Below are 19,488 nucleotides of genomic sequence, written 5' to 3'. Positions count from 1 at the left end.
GTGCCCATGAGATCGCCGCTAAAGTCCCAGCAACCCGCGCAGCCCGCCGCTGGAGGACGTCCGGGTTTCGCTCGGCGTCGCAAGTGGTGTCGGCGCTGTCAGCGAGCCGCTGCGCAAAGGGCTGCGCGATCCCGACCAGACCTCGGCGGGCTGCGCGGGCCGGCTGAAGAGGTTGCCAACCGAGGAGGTCAGAGAGTTCCACCCCGACGACACCGCGGACGCAGCATCTGACGCGCGTTGCCCGACGTAGGAGTTTGCAACGTAGTCCGCAGCCTGCGTGGCCGTGCGCCCGACATACCGCGCGCCGGTGTCTACACCACGGAGCGTCGCGCCAATCACAGGCTCGGCCCGGGCTACCTGGCGGTCCACCCAGCGGTCCACCGCCGTGTCCTCATAGGCGGTGCCGGCGGCCACCGCCGTGCCGGCACCGATGGCAAAGGCACCGGGGCCCGTGCCCACTGTCAAAGTTCCGGCCGCAACGCCTGAGCCGCCCGCCACCACCACGTTGTCCGCACGCTGCGCAGCGGCGGTGATGCCCGCGGTCCAACGCTCATGCCATGGGGCTGAGGCCGGCGTGTTGGTGCCTGCCACGACGCCATGCACCAGCGGGTCCGCCACGACAAGAGCACGCCCGCCCCAACGCAGTGCCTGATTGCCAACTGCCGACCAGTTTGGCCCATGGTTGACAACAATCGAGCCCGCGTTCGGCCCGGATGTCGCCGGGCTCAACGGACGCCCGCGGCTGTCGACGAAGTTGAACCCTTGCTGAGTCGCGGGCGGCTGCACCACCGTGGTGTTGCCCAAGCGCGGACGCCCCAACTCAAAGGTTACCGAATTAACCCCGAACGGCTGCCCGGTTCGCACCATCGTGGCGCCGCCCTGCAAGGAGCTTGCATAGTTGCGCAGCTGCGGGGTCATCGTGACGTTCGCCACCGCCTTGCGGTCGAACAGGTCCAGCATATTCGGGTTTGTGGCTGTCGGGGAGAAGCGATCCGGGAAGAAGCCCGTGGCCCCCGTCGCCCCGCGCGGCAGGCTGTTGCTGTAGTTGGTGGTGAATTTGCGCTGCGGAAAGGGGCCGCTCAAGCCGCGGTTCTGAAATGCCGTGCCGTAGCGGTTGTTGCGCACGACGGTCGGCGTGCTGCGGTTCTGCATGTAGTTGCGCACGCCTTGCGCCGTCAGCCCCGCCCCTGCGTAGGACGCCATGTAGCCGGCCACATTCGCCGCGTTCACCGTCGGCCCTGGCTGCCCTGTCATCTCATAGGCCAGCTCCAGACCTGCGCGATTGGCCGCCTGCCGGCGCTGCTGGTCCGCGGCATAGCGGGCCGCATAGTTTTCAGACGGTGCCGCGCGTGACGGGTAGCTCGCGCGGCTTTGCGTCGGGCTTGTTTGCAAGGACGAGGTGAACCGCGAGGCATTGGTCCGCGTCACCGCTGACGGCGTCCTCGAAGACGATCCGGTTCCCGAGGGGCTCAGCGCCGATGTATAGCGCGATGCCGTCGAGCGGGTGACCGGTGTCTGGCGGCTGGAGGATGGTGTGCTTGCGCGATCCGGTGTCGTTTGCCGGGAGGATGTGAACCGTGAGGCGTTTGCACGCGTCACCGTGCTGGACGAGGGCGTCGGACTGCTCGCGGGTGTCGTTGTCGTCTGCGCCGCGGGTGTGGGCCGCGATGTCGGGCGGCTTGGCCTGCTGTCGCGGTCCGACCTGCTCGGGGTGGTGCGCATCGACGAGGTGTAGCGCGACGCGGTAGATCGGGTCAGGCTGGCCGGTGTCGATCGATAGGAGTCGTCCCCGCCCGACGAGTGGGACCGGCTGCGCGAAGCACTGGTGGTGCGCGTCGAGGTCGACGGTGACGAGCGTGTCGTGCTGGAGCGGCTTGTGGTGGTCGAGGACGGGCTGGTCGCCATCGACGAGGTATATCGGGACGCCGACGACCGCGACAGGCTGCTGGGGCTGGACCTGGTCGATGGGCTGCTCGTCGTGGTTGTCGCACCCGCGGATGTATAGCGAGATGCCGTGGATCGCGACAGGCTGCTCGGGCTCGAAGAGGAGGTCCGTGTGGGTGTCGACGACGGGCTGGTCGACATCGAGGACGTATAGCGCGACGCCTGCGCGCGAGACAGGCTCCCGGTGCTGGCCGAGCTGGTGGTCGACGGGGTCGTCGACATCGAGGACGTGTAGCGCGAGGCTGCAGCCCGCGACAGGCTGCCCGAGGACGAGGAGGAGGAGGAGGGCGAGGAACTTGATCGTGAGCCGCTCCCGCAGAAGGCGTCGAGACCCGAGGACGGATTGCGCAGCGCCAGCGGGCTGCCCACGGTGATTTCCGCCAGATCACGCTCCAGATCGGCGGCCAAGGCGGCGCGCAACTGCGGCGACAGCTTGCCGCCCCGCAGGATACGTTCGCCAAACTTCACATGGATCGGAAACCCCGTTGCGTCACGCGCTGTCATCATCACACATTCACTCCACATTAAATATTCCCCACTCCGGTCTAGCACTCTCGGTTTATGCCACGGGTCGCTTTTTGAAGATCGCACCAACGCGAGCGAAACCTTGCCTGTTCAGCAGTTTTTCTGCCCGATCTCCGCTCAGGCCAGTGGAAACGGAGAGGCAAATCTCATGCACATTGCAGGTCATTACCCAGACCTCGAAGGCCCGGATCAGCTTGCGCGCAAGGCTCAGGCTGCGCTCTGCTGGATAGACGTAGAAGAGATCGTCATTGGCGATGCGGGCGTCAGAGAAGAAGTAAGGGCTCACGTGGCCAAAGAGCGCGCCTTGCAGCTGGCCCTTCCGCTTGTGCACAAAGACGCGATGGGTCGCCGGGGCGCCGAGATACATCGCGATATGCGTCTGCATTGCATCTTCTGAAAAGGGGATGTCGCGGTACGCGGTCTCGCCATGCATCGCCCGGCAGAGCGCAAGCAAAGCGGCCATATCTCCGGGTTCAGCCACCCCCAGACCATCGGCAAAGCCCTGCGCGCCCAGCTCGAGCTCGCCACCCAGGCCAACCACCGGCTCGTCGCCCTGCTCCGCTGCCAGAGCGGCCCGCGTCTGCTCGGACAAAGCCTCCGTCGGTACCACCAGATCGCCGGGTTGGGCGGTGGCGATGTAGGCGTCTTCGGCATGAGCGGACCCGTGCCGGCCAAGAAGGTTCGCTTCCCGCGCCGCAACGGCCTCCTGAAGTACGGCAGGCGCACCACCCGTGATCAGATTGGGCCGTATGCGCCGCATCAGTTCGGCTCCCTCAGGCTCTCATCCAGCGCGCGGTGAAACGGGTCCGTCAGGTAGGACAGCACCGTGCGGTCCCCGATGCGGATCTCTGCCGTCGTTGTGATGCCCGGCACCAGCCGGAACCCGTCAGGCAGGTTGCGCAGCTGGTTCTCGGTGATGGCCACGCGCACCCGGTAATAGACCTCCGTGCGCCCGTTCATCTCGCGCTGGAAGGCATCGGGGCTGATGGAGGTCAGCTCGCCGCGCAGCGTGCCGTGGCGCTGAAACGGAAAGGGGTCGAGCTTGGCGCGCACCGCCTGGCCCAGATGCACCCAGCCGATGTCCTCCGCGCTCAGCTCCAGCTCGATATCGAGCCCCTCGTCCGTGGGCACCAGCGTGAACAGCACCTCCGCCGTTTCCACCACCGAGCCCACGGATTTCTGGGTCACATCCATGATCACCCCGTCGGTTTCTGCGTAAAACGCATCGAATTCGGCCACGCGGTTGGCCTTCCGAATCTCGAATTGCAGCTGCTCAAGATCGTTTTTCACCTCGAGCCGCCGGTCTTCGATCTCCGTTGCGCGGGACGAGAGGTACTGCAGCCGCTCGTTCTCCACGACGCGCTGCTGGCGGCGATAGCCCTCCGCTTCCACGATCTTCTCGCGCTGCTGCGCGCGCAGCTTCTCGACCTCCGTCTCCGCCTCCTGCTGGGTGATCTGCGAGCCCGCATTGCGCGCCACCAGCCGTGCGGCCGTCTCCAGCTTGGTCTCTGCAAGCGTCAGGGAGGCGACGATCTGCGCCTCCTGCGCCGCCGCCACCGCCGCCTGCGAGTCGAGTGTCTTCAGCCGCGCTGCAAACCCCTCGAGCGCCGCCGCCTTCTCCAGCTCACGCGTCTGAAAGAGCGCCGCCTGCTGCGCCACCGCGTCGCGCCCCGCTACCTCCGGCGCAAACCTTTCTCCCGCACTTTCCGCCTCCAGCCGTGCCAGCTCCGCGCTCAGCAAAGCCGCCCGTGCCTGCAACTGCCCCTGATCGGCTTCCGTCAGCGTGGGGTCGAGCGAGGCGATGATATCGCCTTTCTGCACCACGTCGCCCGCCCGCACATCCAGCGTCCGGATCACGGACGGGCGGTAGGGCTGCTTCACGATGGTGCGCGACTGGCTCACCAGCTTGCCGCGCGCCGTGACTGTCCGGTCAATCTCCGCCCACCAGGCCCAGAGCAGCGCCGCCGCGATCATCGATAGGATCGCATAAAGCGCCACCCGCGCTGCCATCGGCACCCGGCGCAGCTCGACCTCCACCGCATCGGGCTGGAAGTCGAGCGCGCGGCGGTCCACAGCCTCACGCGGGCGGCCCTCTTGCCGGGCCAGCTCCGCCGTGCGGCGATATCCGAAGCCGTCACGCATCCACCACCCCCATCGCGTTGCGCATCTGGATGTCGCACATACGCTGGAACGTGGGCGAGAAGTCCGGACCGCCCGTGTCCAGCAGTGCTTCGCGCGAGGCAAAAGCCTCGATCCGCCCCTTGTTCATGACCATGATCCGCTCCGCCATGTGCAGCGTCGACAGCCGGTGCGCGATGATCAGCATGGTGCGCCCATCGGCGATCTGAGCGAGGTTGTCTTGGATGATCGTCTCCGATTCCACGTCGAGCGCCGAGGTCGCCTCGTCGAAGATCAGGAGCCGCGGATCGCGCAACAGCGCCCGCGCAATCGCCAGCCGCTGACGCTGCCCGCCCGAGAGGTTCGTGGCGTTCTCCTCCAGCATCGTGTCATAGCCCGCGGGCATCTCCTCGACAAAGCCTGCGGCGCCCGCCAGTCGGGCCGCGCGCTTCACATCCTCCAGAGAGGCCGAGGCATGGGTCAGGGCTATGTTCTCGCGCACCGAGCCGCGGAACAGGAAGTTCTCCTGTAGCACGATCCCCACCGATTGCCGCAGATGTGCCAGATCAATTTCCCGGATATCCGTGCCGTTGAGCACGATCCGCCCGTCATTCGGCGCATAGAGCCCCTGCACCAGCCGCGCCAGCGTCGACTTGCCCGAGCCGCTCTCACCGACGATCCCGATCACCTCGCCCTCGCGGATCCGGAACGACACATCCGTCAGCGCCGGGCGCTCCGCGCCGTCATAGAAGAATCGCACGTCCTCGAAGCGGATCTCGCCGGTGATCTGCGGTGTCGCCGCCTGCGACTGGCTGCCGGTCTCGGGACGCGCGTTCATGATGGTGCCCAGCATTTTCACCGCCAGCCGCGCGCGCTGATACTCGTGGATCATCCGCACGATCTTGATCAGCGGCTGGCTCACATAGCCCGAGAGCATGTTGAAGGCGATCAGCTTGCCCACGGTCAACTCACCCTGAAACACCATATGCGCGCCCAGAAACAGCACCGCGACCGCCATCAGCTGCTCCAGCGTCTCCACCGTGCTCTCGGCAATCGTGCCGAGCTTGTTGACGCGGAAATGGGTGCGCACCGACTGGGCCGAGCTGGTGTCCCACACCCGGTTGCGCCGCGGCTCCAGCGCCAGGCTCTTGATGGTGGAAATGCCGTGAATGCTCTCGACCAGCAGCGACTGCCGCTCACCCTCGGCCGCATAGAGCCGCGTCAGCGCGCTGTAGAGCGGGCGCAGCATGCCCGCGATCACCAGCGCAATCAGCACCGAAAAGCCCAGCACCACCAGCCCTAGCTGCCAGGAATAGAGAAACAGCAGCGGCAGGAACACCAAGAGCGCCGTGGAATCGAGCAGTGTTTCCAGAACGTTACCGGTCAGGAACTGGCGGATTTCGTCGGTCTGCTGCATGTGTTTCGTCAGCACCCCCGCCGTCGCCCTGTGAAAGAACGACAGCGGCAGCCGCACCAGATGCCCGAAGGTCCGCGTGGCCGTGCGCATGTCGATCTTGGACGTCGCAAAGGCGAGCAGATAGTCGCGCAGGAAGTTGAACACCCCCTGAAACAGCAGGATGATCACCACCGCTACGGCCAGCACGTTCAACGTCTGGAAGCTCTCGTGCACCAGCACCTTGTCCACCGTGATCTGAAAGAACAGCGGCACCGCCAGGGCGGTCACATGGATCATCAGGGCGATCACGATGATCTCGGCAAAGATCCTCTTCTGCCGCGCCGCCTCGCGCACGAACCAGCCGAGGTTAAATGTGCCGTCTTCGTCCGGGTCCGCCCGCGCCGGCCGAAAGAGGTACACCGTCCCGCTCCACCCGTCCTTGAGGTCGCTCAGCAGCACCGGCTCGTGCAGATACTGGTTCGTGGCCGCGTCTTTACGCACCACCAGCAGCGCCTCCTGCCCGGTCTCCGGGTCCACCTCGAAGCCCGAGGCCAGAAAGGTCTCGCCGGATTTCAGCGCCAGCAACGCCGGATAGGCATGGCCCAGCCCGCGCAACTTCTGCCAGCTCAGCCGCTTCGCCGCCACATCCAGCTTCAGGTCCTGCGCGATCCGCAGAAACCGCATCTCGCTCAGCGCTGCCTCGGAGATCGAATAGTCATGGATCAGCCGCTGCCGGTCGATCTGCACCCCGTGATACCGCGCAATCTCGACCAGATGATCCAACGCGCGCAGGTCGATGTCAGAGCGTGCCATGATCAACCAAATCCCCAGGGCGCCCAGAAAATACTGGGCGCTGCCAAGGGTACCGCCCGCGCGACCTTCGGCAACTCACTCGCCCTGCCATTCGCCGAAACATGCCGATGCGCATGGTCGATGCGCGGATCGGCGCTTGCCCCTGCGACCATCCATGGCAGCCCTTGCGCCTGACAGCGCGGCGCCGATGTGCTTTGTCTGGCGGGTGAGATGAGGGGGCGCCTGACATGGGCCAAGACATCCGGTTGCTCGTACGAGCCGATGACGCAGGCTCGACCTGGGCCTCGAACCTCGGCTGCCTGCGGGCGTGCACCGACGGTATCGCGCGCAGCGTCGAGGTGATGATGCCCTGCCCTTGGATTACCCATGCGGCCAAGCTCTTCCGCGCGCATCCGCAGATCGACATCGGGCTGCACCTGACGCTGACAAGCGAGTGGGATGCAGTGAAATGGCGGCCCCTCACCCCTGCACCGACGCTCGTCGACGAGACGGGCCACTTCCAGCCGCTGCTGACTCTGCGGGCGGGTGACACCCGACGCAGCCTTGCCGAGAACGCATGGGATATCGATGAGTTGGTGGGCGAGCTGCATGCGCAGATCGCGCAAGGCGTCACGATGTTCCCGCAGGCCTCGCATGTCAGTAGCCATATGATCCGGCATCTGCGCGATCTCGACCCGAGGCTTGGCGAGATCATCGCAGCGCTCTGTACCAAGTTCGGCCTTGCCGATGATGCCTTTGGTTACGGTCTGCCGCGCATCGCAGGCTATCCGGCGCAACCGCGCGTCACCGCCAGCCGCGTTGCCGCCTTCATCGAGACGCTGCGCAAGCTGACGCCGGGAACCTATATCTTCATCGACCACCCGGCGGCAGAAAGCACCGAAATGACGGACGTCGGGCATCCGGGGTATGAAGATGTGCAGGCGGATCGGTTGACCTGTCTGGAGACACTGACACACCCCGAGTTGCGCGCAACCGTCGAGCAACTCGGGATCGAGCTCATCTGCTACCGCGATCTCTGATCACACCGCGGCGCGGATCGCCTGAGACCTACTCGGCCGCGACGCGCAGGTCGGACTTCTTGGACCGGGGCGCCGTATCGGCAGGCCCAGCCGTCGAAGTCGACGGATGTTCGGCCCGGCGCTCCTTGCGCAGATAGGTATGATACAGCGCGGGAACGCCAATCAACGTGAGGATCGACGCAAATCCAAGGCCCGCCATGATCGACACCGCCATCGAGGCAAAGAACGCATCACCGAGCAGGGGTACCATGCCAAGAATTGTTGTCGCCGCCGCAAGGACCACGGGACGCAGACGGCTGACCGAGGCCGTTACAATGGCCTGGGACTGCGGCAGGCCTTCCTCCTGCTTTTGTGCGTCGATCTCCTCGACCAGAACGATCGCGTTCTTGATCAGCATGCCCGAGAGGCTGAGCAGGCCCAGCAGCGCGGTGAAGCTGAAGGGCAGACCCGTCAGCAGTAACCCAAGCCCCACGCCCGTCACGGCCATGGGCACGACGGTCCAGATCACCGCGGTCTGACGCAGCCTGCCGAAGAGCAGGATGGTGATCAGCAGCATCGTTCCGAAGGCCAGTGGCATCTGGCGTCCGAGACTGGCCTGCGCCGTGCTTGCGCTCTCGAACTCCCCGCCCCATTCCATGCGATATCCGGGCGGCAGCGGCAGCGCCTCGATGGCACTGCGCACGTCGGCAAAGGCCTGCGGCGGCAGCACATCGGGCACGGTGAAGGCTTGAACACTGATCGTGGGGGCCCGGTCACGGCGTTGGATCAACGTGTCGCGCGCGATCACGTCAAACCCGTCGACGACCTGGCCCAGATGGGTGTAGGTGCCCGGGGTCGGCGCATAAATCGGCTGATCCAGCAGATACTCCACGCCAGCCTGCTCGGCCCGCGGGGTGCGGATGATGATCGGCACCTGCCTGTCGTTCTCGCGGAAGGTCCCGACCCGCAGCCCGTCTGTCGCCAGCGCGATTGCCTGCGCCACATCGGCCTTGTCTATCCCCAGCGCCTGCGCGCGGTCCGTCGCAAAGACCGGCTGCACGGTCAGCTCCGGCTCGCGCCAGTCCGTCCGTTCGGTCACCAGAAGGTCAGTTTCGGTCTCGAAGATCCTCTGCGCCTCGGCGGCCAGCGCGCGCAGCTGAGCCGGGTCGGGCCCGGAAAGACGCACCTCCACATCGGCACCCACCGGAGGACCGTAGATGATCTGCTGAACGCGGGTCTCGGCCCAGGGCACCGTCGCGCTGGCAAAGGCGGTCAACGCATCGCGGAGCGCCGGGATATCCGCGTGATCCCCCACGCGAATGATCAACTGACCATAGGACGGTGCCGGATCTTCCGGCGTGTAGGTGAGCAAGTACCGCGTCATGCTCGCCCCGACGGTGGCCGTGACCGCTTCAACCGACGGCTGTTTCATGAGCCAGTCTTCCAGCACGGCAAGATCGGCGCTGGCCGCGCGGATCGACGTACCTTGTGCCGCCTTGTAGTTGAGATAGACGAGCGGTGTCGTTGCGGGCGGGAAGAACTGTTGCTTGACCAGCCCCATGGCGCCGACACCCGCAACCGTCGCACCGATGAGCCCGACGATCACCAGCCATCGCAGCCGCAGGGCGCCGCGCACGACCGCGCCATAGCCACGAAAGAAGAGGGTGTCATACGGATCGCGGCTGGCTTGGTCCGTCTCGGTCCGAAACAAATAGCTGGCGAGCAGCGGTGTGGCCGTGACGGCCAGCAGCCACGACAGCAGGAGGGAAATTCCAATGACCGCAAAAAGCGAGAAGAGAAACTCGCCCGAGCTGTCCGGGCTGAGACCGATACCCGCAAAGGCCATGATCCCGATGATCGTAGCCCCGAGCAGCGGGATCTGCGTGCGTCGCGCCACCTCGGCCGCAGCCTCGACGGCCTTGCGTCCGCGGCGCATCTGCACCTGCATCCCTTCGGCGACGACGATGGCGTTGTCCACCAGCATGCCCATGGCGATGATCAGCGCACCGAGGCTGATGCGTTCGACCTTGATGTCGAAGAGGTACATGAAGAAGAAGGTGAAACTGACGGTCAGCAGCAGCGAACCGCCCACCACCACAGCGGCGCGCCAGCCCATGAAGAGCGCAAGCACACCAATGACGACGCCGACAGACATGGCGAGGCTGGTGAGGAAGGACAAACTCGCTTCATCGACGACGCGGTGCTGCTCGTAGATTGGTGCAAGGGTCACACCGACAGGCAGCAGCGGTGTGATCTCTGCCAGCCGCTCTTCGACACGCTGACCGACGGTCACGATGTTTTCTGAGGTCAGGCCTGCCACACCGATGGTGAACGCCTCGACCCCGTTGTGCCGGATGATCTGACGCGGTGCATCGACACGGGACCGGGTGACCTCGGCCACATCGGTCAGATTGAGCACGTCCCCCTGAAACCCGAAGGTCAGCGCGCTGATCTCGCGCAGGCTGTCGTCCGGCGCGGGCGCCGTGATCTGTACGTCCTGGCGCGCATTGTCGGCTGTGCCGGTTGCCACGATCCGATCCGCCGACGAGACCGCCCCGACAATCACATCCGGTGGCACACCGAGCGCTGTCAGAGTTTCGCTTGAGGGTTCGACAAAGATGGCTTCCTCGGGCAGGCCGAGCACCTCGGCATTGGCCACACCATCGACCGTCAACACTTCGCGCCGGAGAAAAGTGGCAATATCCCAGATGGTTGCGTCGTCATAACCGGGCGCGCTAACCGCGTAGAGCAACCCGTAGACGTCGCCGAAGCTGTCATTCACTTGCGGCGCCAACGCGCCGGAGGGCAGGTTGCCGCTGGCATCAGCCACCCTGTCGCGCATATCGTCCCAGACCTGCGGCAACTCGGTGCCGTCATAGATGTCCTTGATGGTGACCTCGATCACCGACAGGCCCGGCGTATTGTTCGAGGTGATGAAGTCCACCTCGTCCATCTGTTGGATCTCCGCCTCGAGAATCTCCGAGACCTCAATCGCCACCTCCGCCGCGGTCGCGCCGGGATAGGGCGTGACGATCAACGCCGACTTGAGGGTGAAGACCGGGTCTTCCAGCTTGCCGACGCTAAGATACCCGGCGGCTCCGCCGAAGAGGCAAAAGAGGATGAGCAGCCAGGTGTAGATCGGCCGTTCAATGGAGAGACGCGCGATCTGCATGGCTTACGACCCTTCCACCGTCAGACCGGCATAGCGTTTCAGGGGTTGGCCATCCTGGATCAGATGGGCGCCGACGGCCACGATTTCGGTGCCCGGTGCGAGGTCTTTCACAATGAACTCCGTCCCGTTCGCGGACTCCACATCGACCGGGATGCTCCGCGCGCGGAGCCCCGCATCGGTCGGCACGACGGCGATGACGGCATGGGTGCCATCTGACCGGGTAACAATGGCCGTCGCCGGTAAAGGAATGCCGTCGGGCGGCTGCTTCAGGGTCGCGCGGACGACGAGGGTGCGGCCCGGCAGGAGCGACAGCCCCGCTGAGGGAGTTGCGGCCAGAGACATGGTGTAGCTCTGTCCGACCTGACCCGTTTCGACGCGGAATTCGCGAAACACAAGGGGGATCGGCTCATCCCGGCCGGCCAGACGCCCTTCGAAGCGCACCTTCGCGGGATCGTCTATTGTGGCGAGCAGCCGTTCGGGCAAGTCGAACTCGACCCGAGTTTCGGACATGTTGTGCAGCCGCAAAATCCGCTGTCCGGGCTCGACGGTGGTGAAAGCGGTGCCGATCCGATCCGCCACAAGTGCGTCGAACGGTGCGTGGATCTGCGCGTCTGCCAGCGCCTCGCGCGCTTCCTGCAGCGCGACATCGGCGAGGTCGCGGGCCGTCTCGGCATTCTCGGCCTGCACGTCAGAGTTGACGTTTCGCGCCGCCAGGGTCTGCGCCCGCTGCAAGTCACGTTCGGCCTGCGCCAGGGATAGCTCTGCGCGCTCAACCGCGCGTTCGAACGGTGCCAGATCCAGTTCCGCAAGCAGCGTACCCTTTGCAACCTCCGTGCCTTCCCGCGCTTCGAGGAACGACAGATACCCCGCAACCTCGAACGAGAGATCGACGGTTTCACGTGCTGCCACCTCACCGAAGAATTGCCGAACGACGGTCTGCGGTCGCGAAGGGACCACGATGGTCTGGACGTAGAGGGCCTGCGCATCTTCGGCCTCGCCCGCGCCCTGCTGCGCCGACGTGGGCAGAGCCACTGCAATCGCCATGGCAATCAGAAAGATTTTGGACCAAGCTTGTCTCATCACCGGGCATCCCTATCATTGTTACCGACCGTTCGGTAGGTGAGATAGAGGCAAGGATCGAGAGGTCAATGACCACACGCGAAGAAATCTCCACGGGCAGCAGCCGCGCGAAAATCATCAGCACCTGCACCGAGCTCTTCCTCGAGCATGGGTTCGCCGGCACGTCAATGAGCGCGATTGCAAAGGCCTGCCAGATGACCAAGGCCAGCCTCTACTATCATTTCTCGGGCAAGGAGGACCTTTTCATCGCCTGCGTGACAGACGGTTACGGCGTCGCGCTGCGGGCCTTGCAAAGCATCGTCGCCGATGAGACGGCAGCTCCGCATGACAAGCTGAAACGTGCCCTGATCGCGCTCTACGAGACCACAATTTCGTCGCCCGTCGGGCGCATGTCTCCGCTCATTGCCGAGGTCTCACGCGCGTTCCCATCGGTCGCAAGATCCTTTCACAGCGAGTATATCGCACCCCAGCAGGCCTTGTTGTGGCAGATTATCGAGGCCGGGATCGCATCCGGAGATTTCCGGGCCGTTGACCGCAAGCAGCTCTTTCACATCGTCTTCGGCCCGATGGTCACCCTCTCGCTCTCGCGCGAGATGTTCGCAAGCTTCGACGACCTGGACGAGCATTTTCCCGTCGAGGAGTTGAGAGACAGCCACATCGAGGTGATCATTCGCATGATCAGGGCTTGAGAGGCCGAGGGCTGGGCAGCACCTTACATCGATCGGACTGATGGCATCCGCCAAGCAGGGCAAGGCTGACGACCGACCCGCACGCGCCCAGAATTGCCGACCTGAGAGGCTAAAGGGTCAACAGTTTCTGCCGGCCAGTCGGGCATCAGGTTGCAGGGTCGCGCAGGATCAGCCGCACTTCGAATAACCGCAACTGCCGCAGGTCATGCAGCCTTCGACCATGCGCATATCGTACTGACCGCAGCTGGTGCACGCCTGCCCTCTGGCCCCCTCTAGGCCGACCACCTGCGCTTGCGGGTCGGATTTGAGCCCCATCCCTTCACCGGCAATGAAGCCCGTGGCAATCATATGCTGCTCGATCACCCCGCCAATGGCCGCGAGAATGGAAGGGATGTACTTGCCCCGCATCCAGGCGCCACCTCTGGGGTCGAAGACCGCCTTGAGCTCCTCCACCACAAAGGAGACGTCTCCTCCGCGCCGGAACACCGCGGAAATCATCCGGGTCAGCGCCACGGTCCAGGCGAAATGCTCCATATTCTTGGAATTGATAAAGACCTCGAAGGGCCGCCGATGCCCGTTCAGCACGATATCATTGATCGTGATGTAGAGCGCATGCTCGCTGTCGGGCCACTTCACCTTGTAGGTATTGCCTTCGAGCTCGTTCGGCCGGTCCAGCGGTTCGGACATGTAGATCACATCGCCATGGGGCTGCTGCGGCTCGGCCGCATCGGTCGTGATGACCTCCGGCGCAGTCTCCGCCGGCTTGTCCTCGGCCACGCTCAGCACCGACCCGGTGACCGCATTGGGCCGGTACGTGGTGCAGCCCTTGCAGCCCGAATCCCAGGCCTGCATGTAGACATCCTTGAAGGCGTCAAAGCTGATGTCTTCGGGGCAGTTGATCGTCTTGGAGATCGAACTGTCCACCCATTTCTGCGCCGCCGCCTGCATCTTGACGTGATCTGCGGGGCTCAACGTCTGGGCATTCACGAAGTAGTCGGGTAGGTCCCGGTCGCCGAATTTCTCGCGCCAGAGCTGCACCGCATAGTCGACCACCTCTTCCTCTGTCCGCGAGCCATCCTTCTGCAACACCTTGCGGGTATAGGCATAGGCGAAGACGGGCTCGATCCCCGAGGAGACATTGCCGGCATAAAGGCTGATCGTCCCCGTGGGCGCGATCGAGGTCAGCAGCGCGTTGCGGATGCCGTGTTCCCGCACCGCCGCGCGCACATCATCGTCCATCCCCTGCATGGTCCCGGAGGCAAGATACCCTTCTGCATCAAACAGCGGGAAGGCGCCCTTCTCCTTCGCCAATTGCACCGACGCGAGGTAAGCGGCGCGGGCGATTCGGTGCAACCAGCGCTCGGTCTGCCGCGCCGCCTCGTCCGAGCCATAGCGCAGCCCGACCATCAGGAGCGCATCCGCCAGCCCGGTGACGCCGAGCCCGATCCGCCGCTTGGCCTGCGCCTCGCGCGCCTGCGCCTCCAGCGGGAACTTCGAGGCATCGACCACATTGTCCATCATCCGCACGGCCACAGCCACCAGATCGTCGAGTGCCGCCTCGTCCAGCGCTGCCGCGGCCTCGAACGGGTCACTGACCAACCGTGCGAGGTTGATCGAGCCCAACAGGCAGGCGCCATAGGGGGGCAAGGGCTGCTCGCCGCAGGGGTTCGTGGCCGCGATGGTCTCGCAGTAATTCAGGTTGTTTGCTTCATTGATGCGGTCGATGAAGATCACACCCGGTTCGGCGTAATCATAAGTCGCCCGCATGATCCGGTTCCACAGATCGCGCGCCTGCACGGTCCGATAGACCTCATCGCCAAACACCAGATCCCAGGACCCATCCGCCTTCACCGCCTCCATGAAGGGGTCGGTCACGAGTACGGACATGTTGAACATGCGCAGGCGCGCGGGGTCGGATTTGGCGGCGATGAACTCCTCGATATCCGGATGATCGCAGCGCATCGTCGCCATCATCGCCCCGCGCCGCGAGCCCGCCGACATGATCGTCCGGCACATGGCGTCCCAGACATCCATGAAGCTGAGCGGCCCGGAGGCATCGGCGGCCACCCCTTTCACATCCGCACCCTTCGGCCGGATCGTCGAGAAATCATAGCCGATCCCGCCGCCCTGCTGCATGGTCAGCGCGGCCTCTTTCAGCATATCGAAAATGCCGCCCATGCTGTCGGGCACGGTGCCCATGACAAAACAGTTGAAGAGCGTGACCTGCCGCGCCGTGCCCGCCCCGGCCGTGATCCGCCCGGCGGGCAGATATTTGAAATCCTCCAGCGCGGCATAGAAGCGCTCTTCCCAGGCCGCCGGATCCTTCTCCACCTTCGCCAGATCCTTCGCGATCCGCCGCCACGTGTCCTCGACCGTCACATCGCGCGGGGTGCCATCAGCGTCCTTGAACCGATATTTCATATCCCAGATCTGTTCGGCGATGGGGGCTGCAAATGCTGACACGAACTGCGTCTCCTGCTGAGTTATCCACAGAAGACTGTGGAGAAAACACTATCTATTGAGGCTCCAGAAAGGAGAGCTACAATATACGCTATGACTAAGCAGAATCAAGTGAATCTGATCAAGCTCTCCGTGGGCTCCGAAAGCGTCGACAGCCTGATCGCCTGGCAGGCCAGCAGGCGCGCGCGAGGCCCAGACGGGCTGCCCCGCCACATCACGCGCATGTGGCCGAAACGCGAGGCCGAGATCCTCAACGGCGGCTCCATCTATTGGGTGGTGAAAGGTGTGCTGCAGTGCCGCCAGCGCATCCTGCGGCTGGACGAGGTGATCGGGCGGGACGGCATCCGCCGCTGCGCCATCGTGCTGGACCCGGAGGTGATCCGGACCCAGAGCAGCCTCAGGCGGCCCTTCCAAGGCTGGCGCTACCTACCCGTCAAGGACGCCCCACCCGACCTGCCGAAAGGGCGCGAAAGCGAAGAGACCCTGCCGGTTGAGCTGAACCGCGCGCTGGCCGAAATCGGGGTGCTCTGAGCTACTCGGAGCCCAGATGCGACATCAGCGCTGCCGCGATACCGCGCTCCTCATCGGAGAGATCTGCCACCCGGCTGCGCCAGAGCGTGGCCTGCGAGCGCAGAATCGGCGCGTCATCCAGCACCTTGAGGTGATTGGCCCGCAAAGTCTCGCCGCTGGAGGTGATATCGGCGATCATCTCGGCCGTTTCATTGGCCACCGTGCCCTCGGTCGCACCCTGGCTGTCGACAAGTGCATAGTCTGCCACACCGGCATGACGCAGATGTTCGCGTACCAACCGATGATATTTGGTCGCAATCCGGAGCCGCATCCCATGCGCAGCCCGGAATGCCGTCGCCACCGCATCGAGATCGTCCAGCGTATCCACATCGACCCAGGCTTTCGGCACCGCGAGGACCAGATCGGCATGGCCGAAGCCCAGTTCGGCCAGCGGCTCCAGCTGCTGCTCCCAGAGGGGCAGCTTTTCCTGTACGAGGTCGGCGCCGGTCACACCGAAATGCAACCGCCCTGCCGCCAACTCGCGCGGCACCTCCGCTGCCGAGAGCAGCACAAGGGATACACCCGTGACCCCCTCCACAGCACCGGCGTATTCGCGGTCTGCCCCCGTGCGGGTCAGCGTCACGCCCCGCGCACGGAACCAGTCGAAGGTCTTTTCCATCAGCCGACCCTTGGACGGCACGCCCAGCTTCACGCTCATGCCTGTGCCTCCAACTCGAGCATCAGGCCCGGGCGCAGTACGCCGCCCACCGCGGGAATTTCAGCGCCATTGCCGAGCCTGCGGGTCAGAGCGTCATAGCGCCCCCCTGTTGCAATCGCCGGCAGATCCGCCCGCTGCGCACTGAAGAAGCCGAAGACGAACCCATCGTAGTATTCCATCGACGTGCGCCCGAAGCTCGCCTCGAAAGGCAAGCCGTCCACATCCACATCGCTTGCCGCCAGGGCCTCGGCCCGCGCCGCCAGACCATCCACCGCAGCCGCGATCGACGGCAGATCGACCGCGATGTCGCGCAGCTGCGCCAGGGCGTAGGGCATGGTCTCACGCACGTTCAACAGCGCATCCAGCAGGTCCACTTCGGCGCCGTTGAGTGGCGGCTCGGCCGCGTCGGCGCGCAACAACGCCACGCGCGCGTCGATTTCCGCCTGGCTGCGCTTGCCGATCAGCGGGGCGTCGTCGCTCAACGCCCCCTCGAGCAGCCGCGCCCGCTGCGCCGCGACGGGGAGACGGCCCGCATAGCGCTCCAGAAGCGCCCGGAACCGCCGCGGGCGCCAGATGTGGCGCAGCAGCGCCGCTTTGCGCGCATCGGTGGTGCGCAGCCCGCGCACGGCGGCCATGAGCACGCCGATATCACCTGTTGCCGCACGCAGGTTGAGGGGGGCGACGGCCTGCGCAAAGAGCGTGAAGACCTCCGCATCCGCCGCAGCCGGGTTGGCCCGGTCAAAGACCTCATAGCCCACCTGGATGTACTCATTGGCGCGGTCGGGGTCATGCTCCTGCCGCCGGAAGACCTCGCCGGAATAGGTGTAGCGCGCAGGTTCAGCGCCATGGGACATGTGCATTTCCACCACGGGAACGGTGAAATCCGGCCGCAGCATCTGCTCGCCGCGCAGCGCATCCGAGGTGATATAGGCCCGCGCTCGGATGTCCTCGCCGTAGAGGTCGAGCAGGGTGTCCGCCGGTTGCAGAATGGGCGTCTCCACAGGCACGGCCCCCGCCGCCTCGAAGGTCGCGCGCAGCGTGGCCGCGCGCGCCAGCGTGTCAGCGCGGGTGATCATGCCTGCGCGTCGCGGTCCGGCAGGCCGTGCTGGCGGAGGATCTCGCGGATCTTGGTGATCAGTTGCTCGCGCGGCACTTCGAACTGGCTGGGGCGGTCTTTCCATTCGTCATGGGTGGCGGTCTCGGCAATCTGGGCGCCTAGGATCAGGTCCTTGATCTGCACAACGCCGCGCTCTTTCTCGTCGCCGCCTTCGATCACCGCGACCGGGCTGCCGCGCTTGTCGGCATACTTGAGCTGGTTGCCGAAGTTCTTCGGGTTGCCGAGATATACCTCCGCCCGGAGGCCCGCGTGCCGCAACTCGGCAACCATCGCCTGGTAGTCCGCCATGCGGTCGCGGTCCATCACGGTGACGACCACGGGGCCTGCCTCGGTCGAGGTCATCCGCCCCTTGGCCTGCAGCGCCGCGAGCAGCCGGTCCACACCGATGGAGACGCCCGTGGCCGGGACCTCCTGCCCGGTGAAGCGCTTGACCAGATCGTCATAGCGCCCGCCGCCCGCGACCGAGCCGAAATTGCGCGTCCGGCCTTTCTCGTCCTGAATGTCGAAGGTCAGCTCGGCTTCATAGACCGGGCCAGTGTAGTAGCCAAGGCCGCGCACCACGGAGGGGTCGATCACAATACGGTCTGGGCCGTAGCCAGCAGCACCTAGGAGACTAACAATGATCTCAAGCTCCCGAACACCGTCGTTACCCTGCTTCGATCCTTCAACCAAACCTCTCAGAATGATGAGCGAAAAATCGTTCAGACGCGCCCGCCACTCTAATGGAATGCTCTGGTCGGAATAGTCTCCTGCAAGTAGCGCCTGGGAAGCTTTTGGGGGCAGGTCGCTGACGTGCTTCTCTAGGTTCGCAACAGCTTCCAGTCGACGTTCTCGTTGTGCTTCAAAATCAAAGAACTGAATAACTTTGTATGCTTGTTCATCGCTCAGCCCCGCTCCCTCGGTGAAATCGCCGCTTTCATCCTTGCGCCCCTCACCGAGCAGGGCCCGGACGCCCTCAGGGCCCAAGCGGTCCAGCTTGTCGATGGCGCGCAAGACGATGCCACGCTCGCGTTCCTTGTCGTCACCCGCGAGGCCCGCAACTTCGAGGACGCCGTTCAAAACCTTGCGGTTGTTCACGCGGATCACGTAGTCGCCGCGCGGGATGCCGACCTCTTCAAGGCAGTCGGCGAGCATGGCGCAGATTTCGGCGTCGGCGGCGACCGAGGGGGCGCCGACCGTATCTGCATCACATTGATAGAACTGACGGAACCGCCCCGGTCCGGGTTTTTCGTTGCGCCAGACGGGGCCCATCGCATAGCGGCGGTAGGGTTTGGGCAGGTCGTTCTGGTGTTGTGCGTAGACGCGCGCCAAAGGCGCCGTCAGGTCATAGCGCAGGGCCAGCCAATCGCCGGGCTTCTCGCCCTCGGCGTCCTCCTGCCAGGCGAAGACGCCTTCGTTCGGGCGGTCGACGTCGGGGAGGAATTTGCCCAAGGCTTCTACTGTTTCGACCCCGGAGCTTTCCAGCGCATCGAACCCATAGCGATGATAGACCTCGGCGATCTTGCGCAGCATTTCGGCGCGCTGGGTGACCTCGGCGCCGAAATAGTCACGAAAGCCCTTGGGCGTTTCCGCCCGGGGCCGCGGGGTCTTTTTGGGTTTGGCCATGATGCACCTCAAGCCATGCCGGTTTCGCGCGCGGTCTAGCCCAAGGGGCCATGGGGGGCAAGGCGCGGTCTTTATTGCGGGGAGCCTCCGTGATACGCGCAGGGCATGGAAAAGCTGGAAGAACAGATTGCGCATCTGACCCGCACCGTCGAGGAGCTCTCAGACGTGGTGGCGCGGCAGGAGGCGGAGATCGCCACGCTGAACCGCCGGGTCTTCATGCTCATGCAGCGCGAAGGCGAGCGAGACGCGCAAGGCTCGGGCGGCGTGGTTTTGGGGGACGAGCGTCCGCCGCACTACTGAGATGTGTCGCCTGTGATTGGGGGGCCGCGTTCGCCTCCGGCGG

Annotated in this window: 16 protein-coding genes; 6 read left to right on the top strand and 10 right to left on the bottom strand. The window is 64.9% G+C overall.

Going from position 1 to position 19,488, the window contains the following annotated elements; genetic code table 11:
* Positions 1-18 precede the first annotated feature (18 nt).
* Positions 19-1,428 carry a hypothetical protein gene (locus MUB52_RS19775; RefSeq protein WP_263845876.1) on the bottom strand — a complete coding sequence of 470 codons (1,410 nt, stop codon included), beginning with the start codon at positions 1,426-1,428 and terminating at the stop codon, positions 19-21.
* Positions 1,429-1,534: 106 nt separating this feature from the next.
* Between MUB52_RS19775 and MUB52_RS19770 the strand changes: the two genes are divergently transcribed.
* Together MUB52_RS19770 and MUB52_RS19765 are read left to right on the top strand one after the other, a co-directional pair.
* Positions 1,535-1,735, top strand: a complete 201-nt coding sequence (locus tag MUB52_RS19770; protein WP_263845875.1) for a hypothetical protein — start codon at positions 1,535-1,537, stop codon at positions 1,733-1,735.
* Positions 1,736-1,825: 90 nt separating this feature from the next.
* Positions 1,826-2,005: a hypothetical protein gene (locus tag MUB52_RS19765; RefSeq protein WP_263845874.1), complete on the top strand. Its 180-nt coding sequence runs from the start codon at positions 1,826-1,828 to the stop codon at positions 2,003-2,005.
* A gap of 498 nt (positions 2,006-2,503) precedes the next feature.
* Here MUB52_RS19765 and MUB52_RS19760 read toward each other — a convergent pair whose 3' ends face one another.
* From MUB52_RS19760 to MUB52_RS19750, 3 genes are read right to left on the bottom strand one after another with little or no spacing between them, the layout of a single operon-like run.
* Entirely contained in the window at positions 2,504-3,229 is a 726-nt protein-coding gene (locus MUB52_RS19760) for a GNAT family N-acetyltransferase (protein ID WP_263845873.1), read from the bottom strand.
* Positions 3,229-4,611 (bottom strand): HlyD family type I secretion periplasmic adaptor subunit, encoded by a 1,383-nt coding sequence (locus MUB52_RS19755; protein WP_263845872.1) that lies wholly within the window; start codon positions 4,609-4,611, stop codon positions 3,229-3,231. Before MUB52_RS19755 ends, MUB52_RS19760 begins: the two co-directional genes overlap by 1 nt.
* Positions 4,604-6,796 carry a peptidase domain-containing ABC transporter gene (locus MUB52_RS19750; protein ID WP_263845871.1) on the bottom strand — a complete coding sequence of 731 codons (2,193 nt, stop codon included), beginning with the start codon at positions 6,794-6,796 and terminating at the stop codon, positions 4,604-4,606. Before MUB52_RS19750 ends, MUB52_RS19755 begins: the two co-directional genes overlap by 8 nt.
* 227 nt (positions 6,797-7,023) lie before the next feature.
* Between MUB52_RS19750 and MUB52_RS19745 the strand changes: the two genes are divergently transcribed.
* The gene (locus MUB52_RS19745) at positions 7,024-7,815 is read left to right on the top strand and encodes a ChbG/HpnK family deacetylase (RefSeq protein WP_263845870.1); all 792 of its coding nucleotides are present in this window, start codon (positions 7,024-7,026) and stop codon (positions 7,813-7,815) included.
* A gap of 28 nt (positions 7,816-7,843) precedes the next feature.
* On the opposite strand, the gene MUB52_RS19740 is transcribed toward MUB52_RS19745, so the two are convergent.
* Together MUB52_RS19740 and MUB52_RS19735 are read right to left on the bottom strand one after the other, a co-directional pair.
* Positions 7,844-10,966 carry an efflux RND transporter permease subunit gene (locus tag MUB52_RS19740; protein ID WP_263845869.1) on the bottom strand — a complete coding sequence of 1,041 codons (3,123 nt, stop codon included), beginning with the start codon at positions 10,964-10,966 and terminating at the stop codon, positions 7,844-7,846.
* 3 nt (positions 10,967-10,969) lie between these two features.
* Entirely contained in the window at positions 10,970-12,046 is a 1,077-nt protein-coding gene (locus tag MUB52_RS19735) for an efflux RND transporter periplasmic adaptor subunit (protein ID WP_263845868.1), read from the bottom strand.
* A 68-nt stretch (positions 12,047-12,114) separates the two neighbouring features.
* On the opposite strand from MUB52_RS19735, the gene MUB52_RS19730 reads away from it, so the two are divergent.
* The gene (locus tag MUB52_RS19730) at positions 12,115-12,735 is read left to right on the top strand and encodes a TetR/AcrR family transcriptional regulator (protein WP_263845867.1); all 621 of its coding nucleotides are present in this window, start codon (positions 12,115-12,117) and stop codon (positions 12,733-12,735) included.
* A 168-nt stretch (positions 12,736-12,903) separates the two neighbouring features.
* On the opposite strand, the gene MUB52_RS19725 is transcribed toward MUB52_RS19730, so the two are convergent.
* Positions 12,904-15,198 (bottom strand): adenosylcobalamin-dependent ribonucleoside-diphosphate reductase, encoded by a 2,295-nt coding sequence (locus MUB52_RS19725; RefSeq protein ID WP_263845866.1) that lies wholly within the window; start codon positions 15,196-15,198, stop codon positions 12,904-12,906.
* A gap of 90 nt (positions 15,199-15,288) precedes the next feature.
* Here MUB52_RS19725 and MUB52_RS19720 point away from each other — a divergent pair, with 90 nt between their 5' ends.
* Positions 15,289-15,726: a DUF1489 family protein gene (locus MUB52_RS19720; RefSeq protein ID WP_263845865.1), complete on the top strand. Its 438-nt coding sequence runs from the start codon at positions 15,289-15,291 to the stop codon at positions 15,724-15,726.
* 1 nt (position 15,727) lies between these two features.
* Here the strand turns inward: MUB52_RS19720 and hisG are convergent, their stop codons facing one another.
* Genes hisG through hisS form a run of 3 tightly spaced genes read right to left on the bottom strand, consistent with a single transcriptional unit; the run spans position 15,728 to position 19,145 of the window.
* Positions 15,728-16,423, bottom strand: coding sequence for an ATP phosphoribosyltransferase (gene hisG / locus MUB52_RS19715; RefSeq protein WP_263845864.1), 696 nt, complete (start codon positions 16,421-16,423; stop codon positions 15,728-15,730).
* The gene (locus MUB52_RS19710; protein WP_263845863.1) at positions 16,420-17,499 is read right to left on the bottom strand and encodes an ATP phosphoribosyltransferase regulatory subunit; all 1,080 of its coding nucleotides are present in this window, start codon (positions 17,497-17,499) and stop codon (positions 16,420-16,422) included. Before MUB52_RS19710 ends, hisG begins: the two co-directional genes overlap by 4 nt.
* Complete coding sequence (gene hisS / locus MUB52_RS19705) at positions 17,496-19,145, bottom strand: histidine--tRNA ligase (protein WP_263845862.1); 1,650 nt, start codon at positions 19,143-19,145, stop codon at positions 17,496-17,498. The genes MUB52_RS19710 and hisS overlap by 4 nt, the downstream gene beginning before the upstream one ends.
* Before the next feature lie 105 nt (positions 19,146-19,250).
* On the opposite strand from hisS, the gene MUB52_RS19700 reads away from it, so the two are divergent.
* On the top strand, positions 19,251-19,445 hold the full coding sequence (locus MUB52_RS19700; protein WP_263845861.1) for a SlyX family protein: 195 nt from the start codon (positions 19,251-19,253) through the stop codon (positions 19,443-19,445).
* Positions 19,446-19,488 lie beyond the last annotated feature (43 nt).

The organism is Roseobacter sinensis (assembly GCF_025755255.1).
Lineage (GTDB): Bacteria > Pseudomonadota > Alphaproteobacteria > Rhodobacterales > Rhodobacteraceae > Roseobacter > Roseobacter sinensis.
This window is presented reverse-complemented; position numbering and strand designations above follow the sequence as displayed.

Excerpts from the sequence above, each read along its gene's own strand:
- MUB52_RS19750 (WP_263845871.1), bottom strand. The coding sequence starts at position 6,796 with ATGGCACGCTCTGACATCGACCTGCGCGCGTTGGATCATCTGGTCGAG.
- MUB52_RS19710 (WP_263845863.1), bottom strand. The coding sequence starts at position 17,499 with ATGATCACCCGCGCTGACACGCTGGCGCGCGCGGCCACGCTGCGCGCG.
- MUB52_RS19740 (WP_263845869.1), bottom strand. The coding sequence starts at position 10,966 with ATGCAGATCGCGCGTCTCTCCATTGAACGGCCGATCTACACCTGGCTG.
- MUB52_RS19730 (WP_263845867.1), top strand. The coding sequence starts at position 12,115 with ATGACCACACGCGAAGAAATCTCCACGGGCAGCAGCCGCGCGAAAATC.
- MUB52_RS19720 (WP_263845865.1), top strand. The coding sequence starts at position 15,289 with ATGACTAAGCAGAATCAAGTGAATCTGATCAAGCTCTCCGTGGGCTCC.
- MUB52_RS19760 (WP_263845873.1), bottom strand. The coding sequence starts at position 3,229 with ATGCGGCGCATACGGCCCAATCTGATCACGGGTGGTGCGCCTGCCGTA.
- MUB52_RS19755 (WP_263845872.1), bottom strand. The coding sequence starts at position 4,611 with ATGCGTGACGGCTTCGGATATCGCCGCACGGCGGAGCTGGCCCGGCAA.
- hisS (WP_263845862.1), bottom strand. The coding sequence starts at position 19,145 with ATGGCCAAACCCAAAAAGACCCCGCGGCCCCGGGCGGAAACGCCCAAG.
- hisG (WP_263845864.1), bottom strand. The coding sequence starts at position 16,423 with ATGAGCGTGAAGCTGGGCGTGCCGTCCAAGGGTCGGCTGATGGAAAAG.
- MUB52_RS19745 (WP_263845870.1), top strand. The coding sequence starts at position 7,024 with ATGGGCCAAGACATCCGGTTGCTCGTACGAGCCGATGACGCAGGCTCG.
- MUB52_RS19735 (WP_263845868.1), bottom strand. The coding sequence starts at position 12,046 with ATGAGACAAGCTTGGTCCAAAATCTTTCTGATTGCCATGGCGATTGCA.
- MUB52_RS19700 (WP_263845861.1), top strand. The coding sequence starts at position 19,251 with ATGGAAAAGCTGGAAGAACAGATTGCGCATCTGACCCGCACCGTCGAG.